This window comes from Variovorax sp. 350MFTsu5.1 (genome assembly GCF_048302515.1).
Taxonomy (GTDB): domain Bacteria; phylum Pseudomonadota; class Gammaproteobacteria; order Burkholderiales; family Burkholderiaceae_C; genus Variovorax; species Variovorax guangxiensis.
In genome coordinates, this window is the sequence record NZ_CP157620.1 from 4776657 (window position 1) to 4799313 (window position 22657).

Below are 22657 nucleotides of genomic sequence, written 5' to 3' on the forward strand. Positions count from 1 at the left end.
ACTGAGCTCTCCCAGAGGCTTCTTCGAAAGCGGGGCGTGCCTGTAGCAAGCACTGAACACTCCCGCCGGCCTCCAGCGACATCGTCAGAAGTCGGCCGTTTCTCGAGAGTCTGTAATAGACCGTAATGGAACGGCATGCAATCGAGCACCAAGATGCCCGGACCTCCATACTCACACAAGGAATATGTGATGGTCCCGTCTACTTCGGGCAATTGCAGCCACCATGCGAGATAAGTACTCGTTTGTTCCTGATCCCGTCGCACCGCCCAGCCACCACGGCCGGCGTGATGAAATCTCGGCGCTGTTCGGTATCAACAAGAACATGCGGAAGCGCCACTCGACCGAGGCGGCCAACGCACTGGCGCAGAACCTTGCTGTAGCCGCAGACTTCAATGCGATTCATACCGCGCTACACACCTATGAGAAGGCGCATCTGAACGGTGGCGGCAACTGGCCGCGACTCAAAGGCGCGCTATTGCTCCGCTATCGCGGAGTACTCGATTTCGTGGACAACCTCCCTCATTCGTCAGATTGCTTCATGCGGGTCGGAGGTATCAGGGCCAAGGTTGGTACCGTCTTCTTCGGCGAAGGCCGCTTCCATCTCATCGGCCGCCCGCTGCTCGCACATAACGACGTCTACCATCGCCACGGTGACAACAATGTTCCCCCTCGTCACTACATTTCGCTCACCACCTCGGCCACGCACGTCAAGCGTTTCGTCACCCGCGGCCTGAGCGCATTCGATGCCATGGCCATCACGCAGGGGCGACCGCTGCGCTCCGTGCTCGGCACCGTGAATGCCCAGCTCACCGAGGTCGGGGGAGCCTTCATGCACGGCGTGGGCGCGGGAATCGCGCTGACTGAAGCCCAGCAGATCCTGACTCATACACGCGGCTGGGGCGGCAACAAGCGCTACATTTCCACCGGCGTCTCCAACAGACCCGCGCTGTCCACGCGCGGAATACCTTTCGTCAGCATGTACGGTGTAGTGACGGTGGATCTCGCGCTCGTGCCGGCCGCGACCATCTTCGATGTGCACCGCCACGACGTGGCTTCGGCCTGGCTGGGCTTGCCGGCGACCGACGTTCTGAACAACGGCCATCACACCAATACCGGCGACATCGCCGAACAACAATATCTGGGCCTGCGCGACACCATCCGCACACGCGAACTCCTGATCAAAGGCAGCATCCCCATCGCGGCCTTGCATCGCACTTCGGCCGGCCGCGTCTTGCTAGGATTGGGGTCCACCACCAACCTGATGCACGATGGTCATGCCAGGCGCAGGGTCAACGGCTTCGGCGATGGCGGTACCGAGCATCTGATCAGCACGCTGGCGCCGGGAATACGCGGCACCATCGTCGGACAGGATCACATGAGCTTTCGCGACCCACACACCAATCTGCGCTGGCACTTCCTTGAGTTCAATGCCCCGGGTGCGGTCGTTGCCGCCCAATTGGTGCTGCAGCCCCTGCTCGCCGGCCGGAACATGGTTGCATTCGAAAAGTTCACCCCCATCCGGCCGCCGGGCATGGTGTAGCTCTCGACAGGGCTTTCCATTGTCATACCGCACGCCCGCGCCTTCGCCTGACGCCTCTTTTGCCCGCCTGGTACTGGATTCCGACGTGCCGGAAGTACCGCGCCTGCAATCGTCCTGGCAACCGACAGGAGCCTTCACCACCTCCGGCAGCGCGCAGTTTTCGATGGCCGGCTGGCAACAACTGCACGCCACCGTCATCCAGAGGCAACCAGCGACCTTCGTGGTGGTGGATCTCCGCAAGGAATCGCACGGATTCATCAACGGCGCCGCTATCAGTTGGTACGCGGCGGGCAGCAACTGGGGCTGTGCAGGTCTTTCCCCGGCCGATGCCGAGGAACTGGAACGTTTGCGCTTGACCATCGTCTCGAACTCACCGGAAGTCACGGTGACAACCAAGACGCAGGTGCAGCTCGGCGCACCAGGTGGCGAGACGTGGCAGGTAGAGCAAGTCTGCAGCGAGAAGCGTCTCGTTGAGGACGACGACGTGCGGTATGTGCGTCTGCCCGTGGATGATCATTGCGCACCCGATGCTGCGGCGTTGAACGCCCTGGTCGAGCTGTTCGACTCCCTGCCTGCCGGCAGCCATCTTCACTTTCATTGTCGCGGTGGAAAAGGCCGGACAGCCACGGCCCTCGCCTTGCTTGATATTCATCAGCATGCCGGCTCCACGCCCTTTGCACAGATCATCGAACGCCAGGCGATATCGACTGGCTATGCATTGGATGGGCATGTGCACGACACGCGACAACCCAAGTTCCCTCACTTGCGGGCTCGGCTGGAAATATTGAAGCAGTTTCATGCGGATCGCGCGTCCAGGTGACGGAACTGGACGTAGAAAAGAATGGCGGCATCGCAGCCACAACGACAACACGAACATGAACCTGCCGTTTCGCCTCGCGCTCGCCGCGCTCATCCTTTCGATGGGCACCTCGGCCCTCGCAGCAACGCCGGCCACGCCGCCGGCCGCAACGCAGACCGCAGCCAAGCCCGTCCCAGGTACGCCGGTGCCCGCAGGATCTCCGCAGCAGACCGGCCCCATCCGCTTCCAGTTCGCCATCTACTACGCCAAGACACCGGCCACCGACCCCATGGCCGCGCTGCGCGGCGCACTCGGCAAGAGCGGCGGCAGCCCGAAGCTCCTGGCGTCGATGCCGACGCCCTCCTCCGTCAGCGCGCCCGTGGTCTTCGCGAACTGGAACACCACCACCGTGCTGAAGGAATACCGCGCGCCCGACATGGAGTCGCTGCAGCGCTTCGGCCGCGGCATCTCGCGCGAGCAGGCGGAAGCGCTGCAGAAGGCGGACAAGGCGCTGATCCTCGATTTCGCGCACCCCTCGCAGCAGTCGTCCGCCGCCATGCAGAAGGCGCTGCAGGTCACGCTGCAGGTCGCGCGCGACACCGGCGGCCTGCTGTGGGACGAGGAGACGCGTGAAGTCTTCTCGCCCGACGAATGGCAGAAGCGGCGCATCGACAGCTGGGCCAACGGCCTGCCCGACGTGTCGCAGCACATGACCATCCACGCTTACCGCAGCGGCGAGATGGTGCGGGCCATCACGCTCGGCATGGGCAAGTTCGGCCTGCCCGACGTGGTGGTGAGCGATTTCTCGTGGTCGAGCAACCGGCCCATGGGCAGCCTGCTCAATGCCTTCTCCCAGGCGATGGCCGAGGGCATCACGCTGGCGAAGCCCGGCCAGTTCGACATGGACCTGCGCGCGCTCAAGCATGCGGCCGCGCGCGACCCGCTGCTTTCGGGTCTGAAACCCAACGCCGCCGCGGTGGCAAGGCTCTCGCTCGTCAACGGCACCTGGGAAAGCGGCGATCCGCAGAACAGGCTCTACGAGATCCGCTTCGACCGCTACAAGGGCCCCGACCGCTACGCGCAGCAGAATGCCCTGCTGAGCTCGGTGTTCGGCGCCGACGAAGACCCGGTCACCCGCCTGAAGCACAACGACGAGCTGCTCGCCGCCAGCAAGGCCGCCACCGCGCAGCTCCCCAAGCTGCGCGATGCCTTTGCCAAGGGCCTGCAGCCCGGCGAATACATCCTCGTGAAGGCCCCGTTCACCACGGCCGCGGGCGGCAACGAATGGATGTGGGTGGAAGTCGCGCGCTGGAACGGCGATGCCATCGAGGGCTTGCTGAAGAACGAGCCTGTCGACGTCCAGGGCCTCCACGCCGGCCAGATGGTGAAGGTCTCGCAGGCCAAGGTCTTCGACTACATCCGCATCTATCCGGATGGCCGCCGGGAAGGCAACGAGACGTCGAAGATCATCGCGCGCATGCAGGGCGCGAAGAAGTAGCAGTAGCGGCAGCAACAGCAGCCGGCTGCCCGCCGGGAATGAAGACGGTGAACGCGCATCCCCGTCCGCCCGGCGCCTGCGCGAGCCCGATGGTGCCGCCCATGCGCTGGCAGGCTTGACGCGCTATCGACAGCCCCAGCCCCGTGCCCTGCGCGAGGGTGGCCGAGCCGCGACGGAAACGCTCGAACACCAGCTCGTGCTCCTCGACCGGAATGCCGGGCCCGCTGTCGACCACCGAAAGAACCAGCCCCTGCGCCTCGCGCCGCAGCGTCACCACCACCTGCCCGCCGGCTTCCACGTACTTCACCGCGTTGTCGAGCAGGTTGCGCAGCACCGACTCGAACAGCGGCACGGGCAGTTCGAAGACCAGGCTGTCGGAGGATTCGAGCATCAGCTCCAGCCGGCGCTGGTCGGCGTCCCTGGCGGCCTGCGCGAGATGCCGCCGAGTGAGCTCCGCCACGTCGACGAACTGCGTCCCGGGGCGCTCCGCGCCGTCCATGGTGGCCAGCTCCAGCAGCTGCTGGATAAGGTGCGAGCCGCGCGCGATGGCGTGCGCCAGGTGCTGCGCCGCCTCCTGCCGCTCCTGCGGATCGGTCGAGCGCGACAGCACGTGGGCCTGCGCGCCGATCACCGCCAGCGGCGTGCGCAGCTCGTGCGCCGCGTCGTTCACGAAGGAGCGCTCGCGCTCGACCTTGCCCCGCAGTTGCGCAAGCAGCCCCTCGAGCGCCTTCAACAATGGCTCGAGCTCGGCGTACTTCGGATCGAAGCCCAGCGGCGACAGGTCTTCCGCGCTGCGCAGCTTGATGCGCTCGCCCAGTTGCCGCAGTGGCTTGATGCCCTGCGCGGCGGCGATCCACACCGGCGCGAGCACGAAGGGAAACGCGATCAGGAAAGGCAGGAAGAGCGAGCTGCCGAAGAGGCCGATCAGCCACGGTATGCCCGAATGCGGCTCGCCCAGCCACACCCGCCAGCGCTCGCTGCTGCCTTCGTACAGCCAGTAGCGCTGGCCGCCCAGCGTCACGTCGACCATCTTGTCGTGCTCGCCGCTCAGCACGAGGCCCTCGACCTCGGGGGAGACGTACAGCAGACGGCCCTCGTGGTTCTTGAGCTGGAAGACCACGTTGCCGGGCAGGTCGCCTTCGAGGCGGCGCAGCTCGTTGATGATCCGCCCCATCGCGTCCATCACGCCGGCGGCGACTTCGTCGTTCTCGATGCCGGCCAGCGCGGTGTTGATCTCCCGGCCGGCGCGCGCCACGCTCGAGTCAGTGTTCATGTTCATGCTGAAGCTCATGAACATGTAGATCACCAGCGCGCCCCATGCCAGCGAGAAGGCGATCAGCACCGACAGCGCCACGCGCCGCACCAGGCTGCGGCGCAACAGCCACATCATGAGGCGAGCATGTAGCCGACGCCGCGCACGGTCTTGATCCGCTCCGCGCCGATCTTGCGGCGCAGGTTCGACACGTGCACTTCGATGGCGCCGAAGTCCACCGGCTCGCCCAGCGGATCGAGCCGCTGCGAGAGCGTGCCCTTCGGGATCACCGCGCCGGGCTCGCGGGCAAGTTCCAGCACCAGCTGGAACTCGCGCGGCGACAGGTCCAGCGCCACGCCGCCCAGCCGCGCGACATGGCTGCGCGGCTCGATCTCCAGTTCGCCGAAGGACCACACGTCGCTGGCCTGGTGCGCATAGCGCCGGCGCACGGCATGGATGCGCGCCACCAGCTCGGGCGTGGCGAAGGGCTTGACCACGTAGTCGTCGGCGCCGCCGTCCAGGCCCGCAAGCCGGTCTTCGAGGGCGCAGCGCGCGGTGATGACCACGATGGGCACCGTCACGCCCGAACGGCGCCAGCGCGACAGCAGCTGCAGGCCCGAGCCGTCGGGCAGGCTCACGTCGAGCAGCACGCAGCCGCAGGCATCGCCGTCGAAGGAGCGCGGGGCGTCGGCGATGCGGCGCAGCCACTCGATGCTGAAGCCCTCGGCCTTCAGCGCCTGCGAGAGGGCTCGGCCCAGGTCCAGGTCGTCTTCGATGAGCAGGAGGTGCATCGCCCGGATTGTCCGGCGGGAACCTTAAGCATTGCCAAAGGTTCGGAGGCGAACAATGATGCGGTCTTCCCTCGCCTTCCTCGCCTTCCTTCTTCCTGGTCTCCCCGGTCTTCCGGGCCGCCGTCCGCGCGCACCGGTGGCAGCCCGAGCAAAACGGAGTCGTACAGAGTGAACACCGCCTTCGCAACCCTGCTCGTCGCCGCCGCGCTCCTGTCGGCCTGCGGCAACCAAGATGCCGGCCCGCAGCCGGCCGCCCCCGGCCTGCAACAGCGCGCCGACGCCGTCACGGGCCGCGTCACGGCGTCGGATGGCGACTTCGAAGGCGCGGGCCTGGCTGGCGCCAGGGTGCTCTTTCCGGTGGGCGCCGACGCGAAGGCGATGACGGCCGTGATCGCCGCGCGCCTGGTCGAGCGCGGCTCCCTGCGCTGGAACACGCGCATCGCCGAGGCCCTGCCCGAACTGCGCCGCCTGATGCTGCCCGCCTACCGCAACGTGACGCTCGAAGACCTGCTCGCGCACCGCGCCGGTCTGCCCGCCTTCACCACCGAAGAAGAGTTCAGCCGCTTCCTTTCCGTTCTCCCCGAGGCCGTGCCTGCCGGCGCGCTGCCCACCACCGACGCCGGGCGCCGCCTCTTCTTCGCGCGCTGGCTGGTGCGCCAGCCGCCCGCGGCCGACAGCACCGGCTTCCGCTATTCGAACGCAGGCTACGCGCTGGCCACCACCATGATGGAACGCGCCACCGGCCTGAGCTACCGCGCGATGTTCGAGCAGGAACTGGCCCGCCCGCTCGCCATCGCCGGCACCTGGCGCGAAGCCGATGCACGCGGCCCCGCCAGCCCGCAGGCCTGGCTCGACGCGATCATGCCGGCCGGCCGCTTCGCCACCACGGCGTCGACCTACGCCGGCTGGCTGCGCTGGCACCTGCGCGCATTGCAGGGCGACCAAACACCCCTGCCCTCCAGCTACGTGGCGCGCCTGCGCGGACTCGCCCCCGGCGGCTACGCACTCGGATGGACAGGCGCGCTCGTGCAAGGCCGCCCGGTGCTGCGGCACGCACGCGGCGGCGCTGAAGCCTCGCTGGCCGAGACGCAGTCCGACGCGGTGGTCGACACCGACGGCGGCAGCGCGAGCTTCGCGCTCTCGCTCGCCGGCCAGCGCGAAGGCGGCGTGCGTGCTTCGGCGGTGCTTGACCGGCTCATGGCCGGGCTGAACGGCCTGAACGGCCTGAACGGCGATGAGCCCACCGCCAAGCCGCTCTTCGCGCAACTGCGCTGCAGGCTCAGCCGCTGCAGCTTCGTGATGCGACTGCGGCGCATCGCCTGGGTGCAGGCGCTGCTGCGCTGATCCAGACCGATCTGGCGCAAACTGGAGGCCCGCCCGATCACCGAGGAGCCCCCGATGCGCATCCGCGAACTCGCCACCGGCCTGCAGTTTCCCGAAGGCCCGATCGCCATGGACGACGGCTCCGTGCTGCTGGTGGAGATCGCGCGCGGCACGCTCACGCGCGTGCGCGCCGACGGCCTCGTGCAGGTGGTGGCCGACCTGGGCGGCGGGCCCAACGGCGCGGCCATCGGGCCCGATGGCGCTGTCTACGTCTGCAACAACGGCGGCTTCAGGTGGCACACCGAGGCGGACGGCTGCATGCGGCCCGTCGGGCAGGCCGAGGACTACTCGGGTGGACGCATCGAGCGCGTGAACCTCGCGACCGGCCGTGCCGAGCGCCTCTACGACACGGTGGATGGCGGCGCCCTGTGCGGGCCCAACGACATCGTGTTCGATGCTCATGGCGGCTTCTACTTCACCGACCTGGGCAAGGTGCGCGAGCGCGACATGGACCGCGGCGGCCTCTTCTACGGCCACGCCGACGGCAGCACCGCCAGCGTGATCGCGCGGCCGGTGATGACGCCCAACGGCATCGCGCTCTCGCCCGACGGCGGCACGCTCTACTACGCCGAGACCGAGGGCGCGCGCGTCTGGGCCTTCGACATCACGGCACCCGGCCGGGTGCGCAAGGACGGCTGGCCCTCGCCGCACGGCGGCCGCATGCTCTGCGCCTCGCCGGGCGGGCACTACCAGCGCTTCGATTCGATGGCGGTGGATGCGCTCGGCAATCTCTGCGTGGCGACGCTGCTGCACGGCGGCATCAGCATCGTGGCGCCCGACGGCGGCGCGGTCGAGCACGTGCCGCTGCCCGACCGCTACACAACCAACATCTGCTTCGGAGGACGAGACCGGCGCACGGCCTATGTCACGCTCTCGGGCAGCGGGCGGCTGATCGCCATCGACGACTGGCCCACGCCCGGCCTCGCGCTGAACTTCGAAGCCTAGGAAACCACCTGGTAGTACAGGTTCTGCGGATGCCGGGCCTGCGCGAAGAAGAACCAGCGCTCGGCCAGCAGCCCCGGCGCCTGCACCAGCGCCGCGAGCAGCCACGGCAACGTTCCTGCGCCGGCGATGCCCCACGCCAGCAACAGCGCCGGCAGTACGAAGGCCAGCAGCTGGAAGCCCAGCTTCATGTTGTCCAGCGCCGCAAGCGAGGCGCCATGGAAGAACTCGCGCGTGTTGAACGAGCCGGCCGACATGCCCATCGACTTCTGCACCAGCTTCTGCGTGCGGATGCCGGTGGCCGACTGAAGTGTCGACTTGTGGCGGATGCCCGCGTTGCGCCGCAGCGCCGTGCCGCGCGCCGCCCATGCCGCCAGCGTGGCGACGAGCGCATAGGGCCCGAACGCGTGCACGAGGCGCGCCTCGCCGGCCAGCGCCGCCATCGCGCAGGCCAGCACCAGACCGGACGACAGCCCGATCAGCGTGAAGTTGAGAATGGTCAGCGGATGCGCCCATTCCTCGATGAAGCGCAGGCAGGCGTAGATCATCGCGGTGCAGTACCAGAGCAGCACCGCGCCGCACAGCGCGAGCACGGGCAGCAACCATGACCACGGCGCGCCTACGCCCAGCCGCAGCGACAGCCACCACAGCGCCACCAGTGCGATGAAGGCCGGCAGCACGATCACCTCGCGCGACATCCACGAGGTGCGCCACATCAGCACCGCGCGCCACGCGCGCGTCTTGCGGCCCAGGTGCATGAACGAGGCGGCCAGTCCGGCCACCAGCAGCACCTCGGCCACGCCCAGCGCCAGGGCCAGGAAGCCCGGCGCGAGTTCGAGCCCGAAGAGCACGGCCAGCGCGAGCGCGAACACCAGCCCCTGCGCGGCGCCGGCCAGCGTGGTGAAGAAAAGAATCGAGAACGCCGGATGCATGCGGCCTACTCCTGTTCCGAAGGCGTGATCCGCCTCGGCAGATAGCGATTGGCCGGGTTGGTCTCCCACTCGGGCATGAGCTGGTAGCCGCCGCGCTCGCGGATCGCCTTCGACACGTCGGACTCAGGGTCCTTCACGTCGCCGAAGAGCCGCGCGCCGGTCGGGCAGGCCTTCACGCAGGCGGGCTTGCGGTCTTCCTTGGGCAGTTGCTCGTCATGGATGCGGTCCACGCACAGCGTGCACTTGGTCATGACCTGGCGCTCCTCGTCGAGCTCGCGCGCGCCGTAGGGGCAGGCCCATGCGCAGTACTTGCAGCCGATGCACTTGTCGTAGTCGACGAGCACGATGCCGTCTTCCTTGCGCTTGTAGCTCGCGCCCGTGGGGCACACCGGCACGCATGGCGGGTCTTCGCAGTGCAGGCAGCTCTTGGGAAAGTGGATGGTCTCGGTGACCGGGAATGCGCCGGCCTCGTAGGTCTGCACGCGGTTGAAGAAGGTGCCGGTAGGGTCGGCCGCGTAGGGCCGCTCGTCGGCCAGCGGTCCGGCGCTGCCGGAGGTGTTCCATTGCTTGCACGAGGTCACGCAGGCATGGCAGCCCACGCAGACGTTGAGGTCGATGACCAGCGCCAGTTGCTTGGCGAGGGTTTCGCCGGGCTCGGCACGAGCTGTGCCGGTATTGCTCCCTCTCCCGCTTGCGGGAGAGGGTTGGGGTGAGGGTGCAACGGCTTTCATCACCCCACCGCTTCCAACTCCAACGGTGCCGCCCTCACCCCAGCCCTCTCCCGCAAGCGGGAGAGGGGGCAAAACCGGAGCCGGCGCCATCAGGTCCTTGAGCCATTGCATCATTTCCTGTTCCTCCCCGCGAAGTAGGTCAGCACGCTCACCGCCTTGCCCAGCACGCCGGGCACCGCCGGCATGCTCGCGACCTGCGGATAGCTCTCCTCGGGCTCCCCCGGATCGGCCGGCCGTATGCGCACCCGCACGTCGTACCAGCCGGCCTGCCCGGTGATCGGGTCGGAGTTGCTGATGGTCCCGCTCGCGGTGCCCGCGCAGGGCAACTCCTCGCTGATGAGGTGATTGAGCAGGAAGCCCTTGCGCGCCTCGTCCGCGCCCGGCGCGAGCTGCCATGCGCCGTCGGCCTTGCCGATGGCGTTCCAGGTCCACACGGTGCCCGGCTCCACCGCCTCGCTGTGGCGCAGCATGCAGCGCACCTTGCCCCAACGGCTCTCGACCCAGCACCAGCCGCCGTCGGCGATGCCCGCGGCCTGCGCCGTCACCGGGTTCACGTGCAGGTAGTTGTGGCTGTGGATCTGCCGCAGCCATGCGTTCTGCGAGTCCCACGAGTGGTACATGGCCATGGGCCGTTGCGTGAGCGCGTTGAGCGGAAACGCATCGAGGTCGGTCGCGGCCTCTTCGAGCGGCGGATACCAGAAGGGCAGCGGATCGAAATACTTGTCGATGCGCTCGCACAGCGCCTCGGGCGGCTGCCGCCCCGCGCTCTTGCCCTGCGCCGCGAGCCTGAAGGTCTGCAGCGTGTCGGAGTAGAGCGCCAGCTGCACCGGGTCGTTGCGCTGGCGCCAGCCCTTGTCCTTCGCGAAGTCGAGGTACTCGCGATTCCAGTTGCGCATGTAGTGCATGCCCTCGGGCATGTGGTACTGGAACACGCAGTTGTTCTTCTCGTAGGCCTCCCACTGCTTCGGGTTGGGCGCGCCGCGCAGGTGCTCGGTGCCGTCCTTGCCGCGCCATCCCATGAGAAAGCCGATGCCCGGCTGCGGCTCGAAGTTGACGATGAAGTCGGGGTAGCCGCTGTACTTGCGCCCACCCTCGGGCGTGGTGAAGGCCGGAAACTTCAGCCGCGAGGCCAGCTCGATCAGCACCTCCTGGAAGGGCTTGCACTGCCCCGTGGGCGGCACCACCGGGATGCGCACCGAATCTACCGGCCCGTCGAACTCCGAGATGGGCCTGTCGAGCATGCCCATCACGTCGTGGCGCTCCAGGTAGGTGGTGTCGGGCAGCACGAGGTCGGCGAATGCCACGGTCTCGCTCTGGAAGGCGTCGCACACCACCAGGAAGGGGATCATGTGCTCGCCCTTCTCGTCCTTGCGGTTGAGCATCTCGCGCACCGCCATGGTGTTCATGCTGGAGTTCCAGGCCATGTTGGCCATGAAGATCAGCAGCGTGTCGATGCGGTACGGGTCGCCCTTCACCGCATTGGTAATCACGTTGTGCATGAGCCCGTGCGCCGACAGCGGGTGCTCCCACGAGAAAGCGTGGTCGATGCGGATCGGCGAACCGTCGGGGTTGATCGCCAGTTCGTCGGGACTGGCCGGAAAGCCCAGCGGCGCGGCATTGAGCGGCGTGTTCGGCTGGATCATTCCGGGGTCGTTGAAGGCCCTGTAGTTCGGCACGATGTGGCGCGGGTACGGCGCCTTGTGCCTGAAGCCGCCCGGCGCGTCGATGGTGCCGAGCACGCTCATCAGCACCGCGAGCGCGCGCACCGTCTGGAAGCCGTTGGAATGCGCAGCCAGCCCGCGCATCGCATGGAAGGCCACGGGCCGGGCCTGTGTGGTCTCGTGCCGCTTGCCCCATGCGTCGGTCCATGGAATGGGCAGCTCGAAGGCCTGCTTGAGCGCGGTCTCGCCCATCTCGCGCGCCAGCTTGCGGATGCGTGCCGCGTCGATGCCGGTGATGGCCTGCGCCCACTCGGGCGTGCAGCTTGCGACGCGCTCGCGCAGCAGTTGGAACGAAGGCGCGACGCGCGTGCCGTCGGCCAGCGTGTAGTGGCCTTCGAGCGCGGGATCACAGCCGTCGGCGATGCCTTCGGGGTACGCGGGCTTCACGCTGCCGCTGGCCTTGTCCCACACCAGCTTGTTGTGCGGGTTGCGGCCGTCGCCCGGCGGGCCTCGCTCGGGATCGAAGGCGAACAGGCCCTCGCGCTCGCAGTCGTCGAGCACCACCAGCTGCGGCGCGTTGGTGAAGCGCTTGAGGAACGCGTGGTCCACCAGCTCGTTGCAGATGAGCTCGTGCAACAGCGCCATGAAGAGCGCGCCGTCGGTGCCGGGCTTGATCGGAATCCACTCGTCGGCGATGGCCGAGTAGCCGGTGCGCACCGTGTTGATGGAGATGAAGCGCCCGCCCGCCCGCTTGAACTTGCTGATGGCGATCTTCATCGGGTTGCTGTGATGGTCCTCTGCCGTGCCGATCATCACGAAGAGCTTTGCGCGCTCCAGGTCGGGCCCGCCGAACTCCCAGAAGCTGCCGCCGATGGTGTAGATCATTCCCGCGGCCATGTTCACCGAGCAGAAGCCGCCATGCGCCGCGTAGTTGGGCGTGCCGAACTGCCGCGCGAAGAGGCCCGTGAGCGCCTGCATCTGGTCGCGCCCGGTGAAGAGCGCGAACTTCTTCGGATCGGTGGCGCGGATCTTCGCGAGCCGCTCGGTCAGCATATCGAAGGCGCGCTCCCAGCTGATGGGCTCGAACTCGCCCGCTCCGCGCTCGCTGCCGGCCTTGCGCAGCAGCGGCTGCGTGATGCGCGCGGGAGACACCTGCTTCATGATCCCCGAAGAGCCCTTGGCACAGATCACGCCCTGGTTCAGCGGGTGGTTCGGGTTGCCGTCGATGTAGCGCACCTCGGGGCCCTTCTCGCCCTCCCGCAGGTGCACGCGAATGCCGCAGCGGCAGGCGCACATGTAGCAGGTGGTGGTCTTGACCGTGGTGTCGGCCGTGGGCGTGGGCGCCACCAGCGGGTCGTGCACGGGCTCGCGAGACAGGAAGCTGAACACTTGGCGGTCCTTTGTTTTCAGGCGGGGTCCGCTCGATGGTATGCAGCCTCGATCAAACGAAAAAGCAGAGAATATCGCTCGCCATGACCGGAAAAACTGATCAGCAGCAGGGCACCGCATCGAGCTCCCGCCTGCGCCTGAACCTGCGCCAACTCGAAGTGTTCGTCGCCACCGCGCGCGAAGGCAGCACCCGCGCCGCGGCCGACCGCATCGCGCGTTCGCAGTCGGCTGCCAGCAGCGCCCTGGCCGACCTGGAGTCTTCGGTGGGCGTGCAGCTCTTCGACCGGCTCGGGCGCCGGCTGGTGCTCAACGAGAACGGCCGTGCCTTGCTGCCCAAGGCACAGGCGCTGCTGGACCAAGCCGCGGAAGTCGAGGCGCTCTTCAGCGGCGAGCATGCGGCGCCGCTGCGCGTGGCGGCCAGCTTCACCATCGGCGAGTACCTGCTGCCGGAGCGGGTGTCGACCTGGACGGCGCTGCATCCGCAAAGCCAGGTGCACCTGCACATCGCGAACACGCACGACGTGATCGAGGCGGTGGCCGGCTTCGACGTGGACGTGGGCTTCATCGAAGGCCCGCAGACGCACCCCGACCTCGTGGTGCGGCCCTGGCGCGAAGACGAACTGGTGATCGTCGCTGCGCCCGGCCACGAGCTGGCGGGCCGCGTCGCCACGCACAGGCAGCTCTCGCAGGCCACCTGGGTGCTGCGCGAGCATGGCTCGGGCACGCGGCAGGTGACGGACGCATGGCTGATCCAGAATCTGGAACAGGTGCACGTGGGCTTCGAACTGGGCAGCACCGAGGCCATCAAGCGCGTGGTGGCTTCGGGCACCGGGCTCGCGTGCCTCTCGCGCTACACGGTGGCGCAGGCGCTGGAAGACGGGCATCTGGTGGAGCTGCGCACGAGGCTGCCGGCCGGCGTGCGGCGGCTGGCGACGGTGATGCACCGCGACAAGCTGCTGGGCCGCGCGACGGCGGACTTTTTGCGCCACTGCGGCGCCATCGTGCCGCGCCGCTAGAAGTCTTCAGCCGGCGGCTCGCAGCACACGCGCCGTGTGCCTGGCGATCACGGCTTCTTCATCGGTGCGCAGCACCCACGCGCTGACGGGACTCTCGGCCGTAGTCAGCCGCGCGGCACCGCTGCGGTTCGCGGCGGCATCGACATTCACGCCCAGCCACTCGCAGTCTTCGAGAATGCGTTCGCGCAACGCCGCGCCGTTCTCGCCGATGCCGCCGGTGAACACGATGGCATCGACGCCGCGCAGCGCCGCCGCGAGGCTGCCCATGTGCCGCACCACCTGCTCGGCGAAGTGGCCGATGGCCTCGGCGGCGGCAGGTTCAGCCGAGGCCTCCAGCACGCGCATGTCGCTGGACACGCCCGAGATGCCGAGCAGCCCCGACTGGCGGAACAGCAGCGCCTCGACCTCGTCGGCCGACATGCCGCGCGAGCGCATCAGGTAGAGCACGACGGCCGCGTCGAGTTGGCCGCAGCGCGTGCCCATGGTCAGCCCGTCGAGCGGCGAGAAGGTCATCGTCGTCGCGACCGATCGGCCTTGCGCGATGGCGCACATCGAGGCGCCGTTGCCCAGGTGCGCGACGATCACGCGCCGCTGCGCGAGCTCGGGCGCGATACGGGCGAACTGCGCGACGATGGATTCGTAGGAAAGGCCGTGGAAGCCGTAGCGACGCACGCCCGCGTCGTGCAGCTCGCGCGGCAGCGCGAAGCGCCGGTTGACCTCGGGCTGCACCGCGTGGAAGGCGGTGTCGAAGCAGGCGACCTGCGGCACACCCTCGAATGCGGCCATCGCCGCGCGCACACCCGCAAGGTTGTGCGGCTGGTGCAGCGGCGCCAGCGGTTCCAGTTTCGCCAGCGCGTCGAGCACGCCGGCATCGATGCGCACCGGCGCCACGAAGTCAGCGCCGCCATGCACGATGCGATGGCCCACGGCCGCGATGCGCCCTCCTCCCGACTGCTTCGCGTGCCAATCGAGCAGCGCCGCAAGCGCCCCCTGGTGCGAAGCCTGTGCGCCTTCGAGCGGCGCGTCGTGCAAGGCCTGCCCGTCGGCATCTCGCACACGAAGCCGCGCCTTCAGGCCCGCGCCCAGCCCATCGGCCTGCCCCGACCAGCGCGCCGCCGGCAGCGCGGCGTCGCCATCGCCGGCCGCGTCGAACAGCGCGACCTTGATGGAAGACGAACCCGCGTTGAGCGTCAGCAGCGAACCGGTCATGGGGTGGCTTGAGTTCAGACGTAGTCCTTGTACTTGTCGAGGAATCGTACCGGCTTGGACAGCGCATCGCGGCGGAACGGGTCGCCCAGCTCGCGGGTGCACATGATCTCGATCACGCAGGTCTTGCCTTCGTTCATCTGCATGTCGATGGCCTTCTTCAGCGCCGGTCCCACGTCCTCGAGCCTGTCGACCACGATGCCCTCTGCGCCCATGGCCTTGGCGATGCCCGCGAAGCTCTCGCTCTCGAGCTCGCCGGCGACGAAGCGGCGGTTGTAGAAGTCGACCTGGTTCTTCTTCTCCGCGCCCCACTGGCGGTTGTGGAAGACCACCGCCGTCACCGGGATGTCGTGGCGCACGGCCGTCATGATCTCGACCATGCTCATGCCCCAGGCGCCGTCGCCGGCATAGGCCACGGCCGGGCGGTCGGGCGCCGCGCACTTGGCACCGATCATGGTCGGCAGCGAGTAGCCGCAGTTGCCGAAGCTCATCGGCGCGAAGAAGCTGCGCGGCTCCTCGAAGCGCAGGTAGCTGTTGGCGATGGCGTTGATGTTGCCGATGTCGGTGGAGACCATCACGCGCGGCGGCATGGCCTTCTCGAGTTCGCGCAGCACCTGGCGCGGGTGCAGGTAGCTGCCGCCGGTGGGCGTCTTCTCGCCTTTCGCTTCCTCGATGGCGTCGAGGCTGAACTGGTCGCGCTCGTGGGTCCACTCGTCGAGCTCTTTCTCCCACGCGGCCTTCTCGGCCTTGATCTTCTCGGCGCGTTCGGCCTTGGTGGAATCGCAGGCCAGTGTCTTGCCCTGCAGGCGCTTGAGCAGTTCCTTGGCCGTGGCCTTGGCGTCGCCGTGGATGCCCACGGTGATCTTCTTCACCAGGCCCAGGTTGGTGTGGTCGGCCTCGACCTGGATGATCTTCGCCTCCTTCGGCCAGTAGTCCATGCCGTGCTGCGGCAGCGTGCCGAAGGGGCCCATGCGCGAACCGAGCGCGAGCACCACGTCGGCCTGCGCGATCAGCTTCATCGCGGCCTTGGAGCCCTGGTAACCCAGCGGGCCGGCCCACAGCGGGTGGCTCGCGGGAAAGGAGTCGTTGCGCAGGTAGCCGTTGGCCACCGGCGCGCCCAGGCGCTCGGCGAGGGCCTTGCACTCCTCCACCGCGTCGCCCATGACCACGCCGCCGCCCGAGAGGATCACCGGGAATTTTGCGGAGGCCAGCAACTCGACCGCCGCATTCAGGCTGTTCTCGCCGCCCGCGCCACGCTCCACGCGCATCGGCTTCGGGATCTCGCACTGGATCTCGCCGTAGAAGTAGTCGCGCGGAATGTTCAGCTGAGTCGGGCCCATCTCGGAGATGGCGCGGTCGAAGCAGCGCGCGGTGTACTCGGCCATGCGCTTGGGGTTGTTGACGTGGCCCTGGTACTTGGTGAACTCCTGGAACATCGGTAGCTGGTTGGCTTCCTGGAAGCCGCCGAGGCCCATGCCCATGGTGCCGGTCTCGGGCGTGATCATCACAACAGGGCTGTGCGCCCAGTAGGCGGCCGCGACGGCCGTCACGCAGTTGCTGATGCCGGGGCCGTTCTGGCCGATGACGAGGCCGTGGCGGCCCGACACGCGCGCATAGCCGTCGGCCATGTGGGCGCCGCCCTGCTCGTGCACCACCGGGATCAGGCGGATGCCCGCGGGCGCGAAGATGTCCATCGCGTCCATGAAGGCCGAGCCCATGATGCCGAAGATGTCGGTCACGCCATTGGCGACCATGGTCTCGACGAAAGCCTCGGAGGGCGTCATCTTCTGCACGCCCTTGACGGCTTCGCGTGCGGGGGCTGCGGCTTGCTTCTGGCTCATGGGAGGCGTCTCCTGGAAGGATGAATGGGCGGGTTTCGCTCTAAAAGTCGGAACGGCTTGTTCCGGAATTCATTCCGGCGGAATATAGGACGGCATCGGCATCGCGTCAAACAATTTACAAAAATCGGAACGTCTTGTCTCTTTTTTTGTAAAACACCTATGATTCGCGCCATGAAGATCGTCAAAGGGCTTTCCGTGGACGCCGCCGAACCGGCCGGCTCGGGTGGTGACTCGCCCACCATGCGCCTGTTCGCGCTGCTCGAAGTCATGGCCGCGAAAGACCAGCGCTATTCGCTGCAGGGCCTGGTGGAAGAAACCGGCCTGCCCAAACCGACCTTGCACCGCATGCTGCAGCAGCTGGAAGGAGCGGGGCTGCTGCAGCGCGAAGGCGACGGCCGGCACTACGGCATCGGCACGCGGCTGCGGCGGCTGGCCGAGAACCTGCTGCTCAACGACAGCCTGCACGGCGCGCGCCACACGGTGCTGCGCCAGCTGGTGGAAGAGATCGGCGAGAGCTGCAACCTCACCGCGCTCTCGGGCAGCGAGGTCGTGTACCTCGACCGCGTGGAGACCGCCGCGCCGCTGCGCTTCTACCTGCACTCAGGTTCGCGCGTGCCTGTGCACTGCTCGGCCAGCGGCAAGATCTTTCTCTCGCAGATGAGCGCGGCGCAGCGCCGCCGGCTGCTGTCTCATGCGCCGCTCGAAACCTACACGCCCCGCACGCTGACCGACCCCGAGGCGCTGGAAAAGGAAGTACAGCGCGTACGCAAGGACGGCTACGCCATCGACCACGAGGAGTTCCTGCCCGGCCTGCTGTGCATCGCCACGCCGGTGCCCTCGGGCGACGACGCCCCCTCCAACCTCTGCATCGCGGTGCAGGCGCCGGTGATGCGGCTCGACGCGGCCAAGGCGAAGACGCTGCTGCCCGCATTGCAGCGTGCCGCTCAGGCACTGAGCCGCATCGACGCCGACGCGGCCTCCGACCGCGCGCAGGCCTGAACACACCTCTTTCGCAGGAACCGCCATGACCGACACCGCCGACCTTCGACCCGACCGGATGCTCAGCGTGCGCGAGGTGTTCGGCATCGACTCCGACCTGCGCGTGCCTGCATTCAGCGAGCGCGACGACCACGTGCCCGAGGTCGACGCGGTCTACCGCTTCAACACCGACGTGACGCTCGCCATCCTTGCGGGCTTCATGCGCGACCGGCGCGTGATGGTGCAGGGCCTGCACGGCACCGGCAAGTCGACCCACATCGAGCAGGTGGCGGCGCGGCTGAACTGGCCCTGCGTGCGCCTGAACCTCGACGGCCACATCAGCCGGCTCGACCTGGTGGGAAAAGACGCGGTGGTGCTGCGCGAAGGCAAGCAGGTCACCGAGTTCCAGCAAGGCATCGTGCCCTGGGCGCTGCAGCGGCCGGTGGCGCTGATCTTCGACGAGTACGACGCGGGCCGGCCCGACGTGATGTTCGTCATCCAGCGCATCCTGGAGCGCGACGGCAAGTTCACGCTGATGGACCAGAACCGGGTGCTGCGCCCGCATCCCTTCTTCCGCCTCTTCGCCACCGCCAACACCGTGGGCCTGGGCAACCTCAATGGCCTCTACCACGGCGCGCAGCGGCTCAACCACGCGCAGATCGACCGCTGGAACATCGTAGCCTCGCTCGACTACCTGCCGGCCGCGGAAGAGATCGCCATCGTGCAGGCGCGCGTGCCTTCGCTGGCCGACGAGGCGGGCACGAAGCTGGTCGCATCGATGGTGGCCGTGGCCGACCTCACGCGAAAGGGCTTCGCGGCCGGCGACCTCTCGACGCTGATGTCGCCGCGCACCGTCATCACCTGGGCCGAGAACATCGAGATATTCAAGGACCCGGCGCTGGCCTTCCGCCTTTCCTTCGTCAACAAGTGCGACGACGCCGAACGCCCGCTGGTGGCCGAGTACTTCCAGCGCTGCTTCGACCGCGAGCTGAAGGAATCGCACCAGCTCTCGGCGGGCCCGCGCGAATGACCGCCGGCCCCGCGAGCGCGATGCAGCGCCGCGTGCGGCAGGAAGAACTCGTCGCCGAGCTCTGCGCGGGTGTGGTGCGCGCATTCAGCGGCGAGCGCGACCTGCACTTTCGCGGACGGCGCCTGCACCGCGGCCGCATGGCGCTGCCCTGGTTCGCGCCGCACCTGCATCCCTCGCCCGACACCGACGACTTCGCGTCCTTCCGTGGCGTGGCCGACGGGCTCGCGCTGCGGCTCACCGCATCGGATGCGGCGCTGCACCAGAGCCTGCGCCCCGAGGAGCCGGTGGAGCGCATGCTGTTCGAGATGCTGGAGCAGTTCCGCGCCGAGGCGATGGCGCCAGAGGTCATGGTGGGCATGCGGCACAACCTGCGGCATCGGCACGAGCAGTGGTCGCTCGCCTTTCATCACTCCGGGCTGACCGACACCGCGCGCGGCCTGCTGCTGTATGCCGTGGCGCAGATCTGCCGTGCGCGTGTCAACGGCGAACAGGTCGTCGAGGAAACCGAGGACATGCTCGAAGCCACGCGCTTCGCGCTCGCACCGCTGATCGGCCACGCGCTGGCCGGCCTGCGCAAGGACCGTGCCGACCAGGCGGCCTATGCGGTGCACGCCCGCGCCATCGCGCGCATCGTTGCCGCGATGCTGCACGAGGCCGGCGACGGAGACAGCGAAGCCGCGCGCGATGCCCACGTGGACGACAAGCGCAGCGTTTTCTCGCTGGTGGCCGACACGGACCAGGAGATCGTCGAGCGCTTCACCACCGCCGAATCGGGCCGCAGCGAGGTGCTCGAAGGCGCTGGCGGTGCCTACCGCATCTTCACCGACGCCTACGACCGCGAACACGATGCCGCCACGCTCGCACGCAAGGAAGTGCTCGCAGGCCATCGCGAGAAGCTCGACCGCCGCATCGCCGCGCAGGGCGTGAACATCGCCCGCCTCGCGCGCGAGCTGCGCGCACTGCTAGCCGAGCCCGAACGCGACGGTTGGGACGGTGCGCAGGAGGAAGGCCTCGTCGATGGCCGCCGCCTTGCGCAGCTCGTGGCCTCGCCCACCGAGCGCCGCCTGTTCCGCACCGAGCGCATGGAGCCGCTGGCCGATTGCATCGTCACCTTCCTCATCGACTGCTCGGGTTCGATGAAGGAGCACGCCGAATCGGTGGCGATGATGGTCGACGTGTTCGCGCGCGCACTCGAACAGGCTGGCGTGGCCTGCGAGGTGCTGGGCTTCACCACCGGCGCGTGGAACGGTGGACGCCCGCAGCGCGAGTGGGTGCGCGCGGGCAGGCCGCCGCATCCGGGGCGGCTCAACGAGCGCTGCCACATCGTCTTCAAGGCCGCGGCCACGCCATGGCGACGCGCGCGCCCCGCGATGGCGGCGCTGCTCAAGGCGGACCTGTTCCGCGAAGGCATCGACGGCGAGGCGGTCGACTGGGCCTGCATGCGGCTGCGCCAGCGCGGCGAGGCGCGCAAGCTGCTGATGGTGATCTCCGATGGCTCGCCGATGGACAGCGCCACGCACCTCGCCAACGACGCGCACTACCTCGACCACCACCTGCGCGACGTGGTCGCGCGCCAGGAACAGCGCGGCGACATCGAGATCGCCGGCATCGGCGTGGGCCTCGACCTGAGCCCCTGCTACAGCCGCAGCCATGTGCTCGATCTGGCGAACCCGAGCGGCAACACCATCTTCCGCGAGGTGATCGGGCTCATGGCGGGACGCCATCGCCGCTGAGGCATTTAGAACTACATCCAAGTCCCTGATTGACAAGGGGCACCAGGCGTTCTTACATTGCGTTTCACATCCGAGAACGCTGTTCCAATATTTGGAACAACAAGGAAAGCCAAGCCTCATGGACTCCACGCTTGCCAAGGGCCTCGCCGCCATCGAATGGATGGTGCGCCAGCAGCGCGACTGCCGCGTCACCGAACTGGCGCAGGCATTCGGCATGGCGCGCAGCAACGCGCACCGCACGCTGCAGACGCTGGTCGAATGCGGCTGGGCCGTGCAGGACCCGGGCACGAGCACCTACCGGCCCAGCCTCAGGCTCTTCGAACTCGGGGCGATGGTTTCCGAGGCATCCGACATCGGGTCGCTGCTGCGCCCTCATCTCGCGCAGCTCGCGCAGGCCACGGGCGAGACCATCCACCTCGCGGTGCTCGACGGCGCGGAGATCGTCTACCTCGACAAGTTCGACAGCCCCCTGCCGGTGGCCGCCTACTCGCGCATCGGCGGTCGCGCGGCGGCGTACTGCGTGGCTTCGGGCAAGGCGCTGCTCGCCGCGGCAGGCCTGAGCGTGCCGGCGCTGCAGGAGTGCCTGGGCACGCTGGAGCCGCACACGAAGAACAGCATCACCGACTTCGGCACCCTTTTCAACGAACTGGAACGCTCCCGCGCCCGCGGTTATGCAGAAAACCGCGAGGAATGGCGCATCGGCGTTTGCGGCCTCGGCGTGCCCGTGCTCAATGCACGCGGCGAGGCCGTGGCGGCCGTCGGCATGAGCGTGCCCTCGATCCGCTTCGCGCGCACGCAGGCGCGCGGGCTGGCCGATCACCTGATGGCCTGCGCGCGCGATGCCAGCGTCACGCTGGGCTATCGCGTGGGCGCCGCACCGGCCGGGCCGTCGCCGATGTCCATCACAAAGAGAAGGAGACCCGAATGAAGTTGTTCTTCGCCCCCTGGCATCGCGCCGGGATGCTGGCTCTCGCCGCGCTCGCTGCCTTCGCCTCGCCGCTTGCCGCGCAGGCGGACAACGGCAGCGACTACCCCAACAAGCCGATCCGCCTCGTCGTGCCCTACCCGCCCGGCGGCGGCACCGACGTGATCGCGCGCATCGTGCAGGAGCGCTTCTCGGCGTTGCTGGGCCAGCAGGTGCTCATCGACAACCGCGGCGGCGCGGCGGGCTCCATCGGTACCGAGCTGGTGGCGAAGTCGCCGCCGGACGGCTACACGGTGCTGTTCACGCTCTCGTCACACACCATCAACCCGGCCATCTACGCGAAGCTGAGCTTCGACACCGCGAAGGACTTCGCACCCGTGGGCATGGTCGCCTCGCTGCCGCAGATCCTGGTGGCCAACACGCAGTTTCCGGCGAACACGGTGGCGGAACTGGTCGCGCTGGCGAAGGCCAAGCCCGACAGCATCTCCTTCGCATCGGTGGGCAACGGCTCGCCAGGCCACCTGGCCGGCGAGCTCCTGAAGCTGCGCACCGGCACGCAGATGACGCACGTGCCGTACCGCGGCGGCGGCCCGGCCGTGACCGACGTGATGGGGGGGCAGGTGCCGCTGCTGTGGGTGTCGATTCCGGCGGCCGCGCAGTTCGTGAAGGCCGGCAAGCTCAAGGCGCTCGCGGTATCGACCACCAGGCGCAGCGCGGCCTTTCCCGACGTGCCGACGATGCAGGAGGCCGGCATCGCCGACTTCGACGTCGACTCCTGGTACGCCGTGTTCGTGCCCGCGAAGACGCCCAAGCCCGCCATCGACAGGCTCAACCGCGTGATCAACACCGTCGTCAAGGAAGCCGAGATTCGCGACAAGCTGCTCGCACAGGGCAGCGAAGGCGTGGGCGGCACGCCGGAGCAACTGGGCAAGGTCGTGACCGCCGAACTCGTGCGCTGGCAGAAGCTCGCCAGGGAAGCAAACATCAAGGTGGATTGATCCACGCAGGCC

General features: G+C 68.2%; 18 protein-coding genes. 11 read left to right on the top strand and 7 right to left on the bottom strand.

What is annotated here, in order from left to right; genetic code table 11:
* Positions 1-223 precede the first annotated feature (223 nt).
* From ABL843_RS21745 to ABL843_RS21755, 3 genes are read left to right on the top strand one after another with little or no spacing between them, the layout of a single operon-like run.
* A complete protein-coding gene (locus ABL843_RS21745; protein ID WP_418117262.1) occupies positions 224-1540 on the top strand; it encodes a hypothetical protein in 1317 nt (438 codons plus the stop codon).
* A gap of 19 nt (positions 1541-1559) precedes the next feature.
* On the top strand, positions 1560-2360 hold the full coding sequence (locus ABL843_RS21750; RefSeq protein ID WP_418117263.1) for a hypothetical protein: 801 nt from the start codon (positions 1560-1562) through the stop codon (positions 2358-2360).
* Between the two features lie 55 nt (positions 2361-2415).
* Positions 2416-3837 carry a DUF2314 domain-containing protein gene (locus ABL843_RS21755; protein WP_418117264.1) on the top strand — a complete coding sequence of 474 codons (1422 nt, stop codon included), beginning with the start codon at positions 2416-2418 and terminating at the stop codon, positions 3835-3837.
* Here the strand turns inward: ABL843_RS21755 and ABL843_RS21760 are convergent.
* Both ABL843_RS21760 and ABL843_RS21765 read right to left on the bottom strand, forming a co-directional pair.
* Positions 3806-5227 carry a sensor histidine kinase gene (locus ABL843_RS21760; RefSeq protein ID WP_418117265.1) on the bottom strand — a complete coding sequence of 474 codons (1422 nt, stop codon included), beginning with the start codon at positions 5225-5227 and terminating at the stop codon, positions 3806-3808. The two genes, ABL843_RS21755 and ABL843_RS21760, sit on opposite strands and share 32 nt — an antisense overlap.
* The gene (locus ABL843_RS21765; protein WP_418117266.1) at positions 5224-5880 is read right to left on the bottom strand and encodes a response regulator; all 657 of its coding nucleotides are present in this window, start codon (positions 5878-5880) and stop codon (positions 5224-5226) included. Before ABL843_RS21765 ends, ABL843_RS21760 begins: the two co-directional genes overlap by 4 nt.
* A gap of 168 nt (positions 5881-6048) precedes the next feature.
* On the opposite strand from ABL843_RS21765, the gene ABL843_RS21770 reads away from it, so the two are divergent.
* Positions 6049-7224, top strand: a complete 1176-nt coding sequence (locus ABL843_RS21770; RefSeq protein ID WP_418117267.1) for a serine hydrolase domain-containing protein — start codon at positions 6049-6051, stop codon at positions 7222-7224.
* Positions 7225-7278: 54 nt separating this feature from the next.
* Positions 7279-8208: an SMP-30/gluconolactonase/LRE family protein gene (locus tag ABL843_RS21775; protein ID WP_418117268.1), complete on the top strand. Its 930-nt coding sequence runs from the start codon at positions 7279-7281 to the stop codon at positions 8206-8208.
* Here ABL843_RS21775 and ABL843_RS21780 read toward each other — a convergent pair.
* The 3 genes from ABL843_RS21780 to ABL843_RS21790 form a co-directional block, all read right to left on the bottom strand.
* Positions 8205-9137 (bottom strand): dimethyl sulfoxide reductase anchor subunit family protein, encoded by a 933-nt coding sequence (locus ABL843_RS21780; protein ID WP_418117269.1) that lies wholly within the window; start codon positions 9135-9137, stop codon positions 8205-8207. The two genes, ABL843_RS21775 and ABL843_RS21780, sit on opposite strands and share 4 nt — an antisense overlap.
* A gap of 5 nt (positions 9138-9142) precedes the next feature.
* Positions 9143-9868, bottom strand: a complete 726-nt coding sequence (locus tag ABL843_RS21785) for a 4Fe-4S dicluster domain-containing protein (RefSeq protein ID WP_418117270.1) — start codon at positions 9866-9868, stop codon at positions 9143-9145.
* Positions 9869-9978: 110 nt separating this feature from the next.
* Positions 9979-12918: a molybdopterin-dependent oxidoreductase gene (locus ABL843_RS21790; RefSeq protein ID WP_418117271.1), complete on the bottom strand. Its 2940-nt coding sequence runs from the start codon at positions 12916-12918 to the stop codon at positions 9979-9981.
* An 83-nt stretch (positions 12919-13001) separates the two neighbouring features.
* On the opposite strand from ABL843_RS21790, the gene ABL843_RS21795 reads away from it, so the two are divergent.
* A complete protein-coding gene (locus ABL843_RS21795; protein WP_184641629.1) occupies positions 13002-13934 on the top strand; it encodes a LysR family transcriptional regulator in 933 nt (310 codons plus the stop codon).
* Positions 13935-13940: 6 nt separating this feature from the next.
* Here the strand turns inward: ABL843_RS21795 and ABL843_RS21800 are convergent, their stop codons facing one another.
* Together ABL843_RS21800 and xsc are read right to left on the bottom strand one after the other, a co-directional pair.
* Complete coding sequence (locus ABL843_RS21800; protein WP_418117272.1) at positions 13941-15143, bottom strand: acetate/propionate family kinase; 1203 nt, start codon at positions 15141-15143, stop codon at positions 13941-13943.
* Between the two features lie 14 nt (positions 15144-15157).
* A complete protein-coding gene (gene xsc, locus ABL843_RS21805; RefSeq protein WP_418117273.1) occupies positions 15158-16981 on the bottom strand; it encodes a sulfoacetaldehyde acetyltransferase in 1824 nt (607 codons plus the stop codon).
* A gap of 159 nt (positions 16982-17140) precedes the next feature.
* On the opposite strand from xsc, the gene ABL843_RS21810 reads away from it, so the two are divergent.
* The 5 genes from ABL843_RS21810 to ABL843_RS21830 all read left to right on the top strand — a co-directional run bounded on the left by ABL843_RS21810 (position 17141) and on the right by ABL843_RS21830 (position 22645).
* A complete protein-coding gene (locus ABL843_RS21810) occupies positions 17141-17980 on the top strand; it encodes an IclR family transcriptional regulator (RefSeq protein ID WP_184641626.1) in 840 nt (279 codons plus the stop codon).
* A gap of 25 nt (positions 17981-18005) precedes the next feature.
* Positions 18006-18989 carry an AAA family ATPase gene (locus ABL843_RS21815; RefSeq protein ID WP_418117274.1) on the top strand — a complete coding sequence of 328 codons (984 nt, stop codon included), beginning with the start codon at positions 18006-18008 and terminating at the stop codon, positions 18987-18989.
* Positions 18986-20722 carry a cobaltochelatase CobT-related protein gene (locus ABL843_RS21820; protein WP_418117275.1) on the top strand — a complete coding sequence of 579 codons (1737 nt, stop codon included), beginning with the start codon at positions 18986-18988 and terminating at the stop codon, positions 20720-20722. The genes ABL843_RS21815 and ABL843_RS21820 overlap by 4 nt, the downstream gene beginning before the upstream one ends.
* 118 nt (positions 20723-20840) lie before the next feature.
* The gene (locus ABL843_RS21825; RefSeq protein WP_126025204.1) at positions 20841-21650 is read left to right on the top strand and encodes an IclR family transcriptional regulator; all 810 of its coding nucleotides are present in this window, start codon (positions 20841-20843) and stop codon (positions 21648-21650) included.
* Positions 21647-22645, top strand: coding sequence for a tripartite tricarboxylate transporter substrate binding protein (locus tag ABL843_RS21830; RefSeq protein WP_418117276.1), 999 nt, complete (start codon positions 21647-21649; stop codon positions 22643-22645). Before ABL843_RS21825 ends, ABL843_RS21830 begins: the two co-directional genes overlap by 4 nt.
* Positions 22646-22657: the final 12 nt, after the last annotated feature.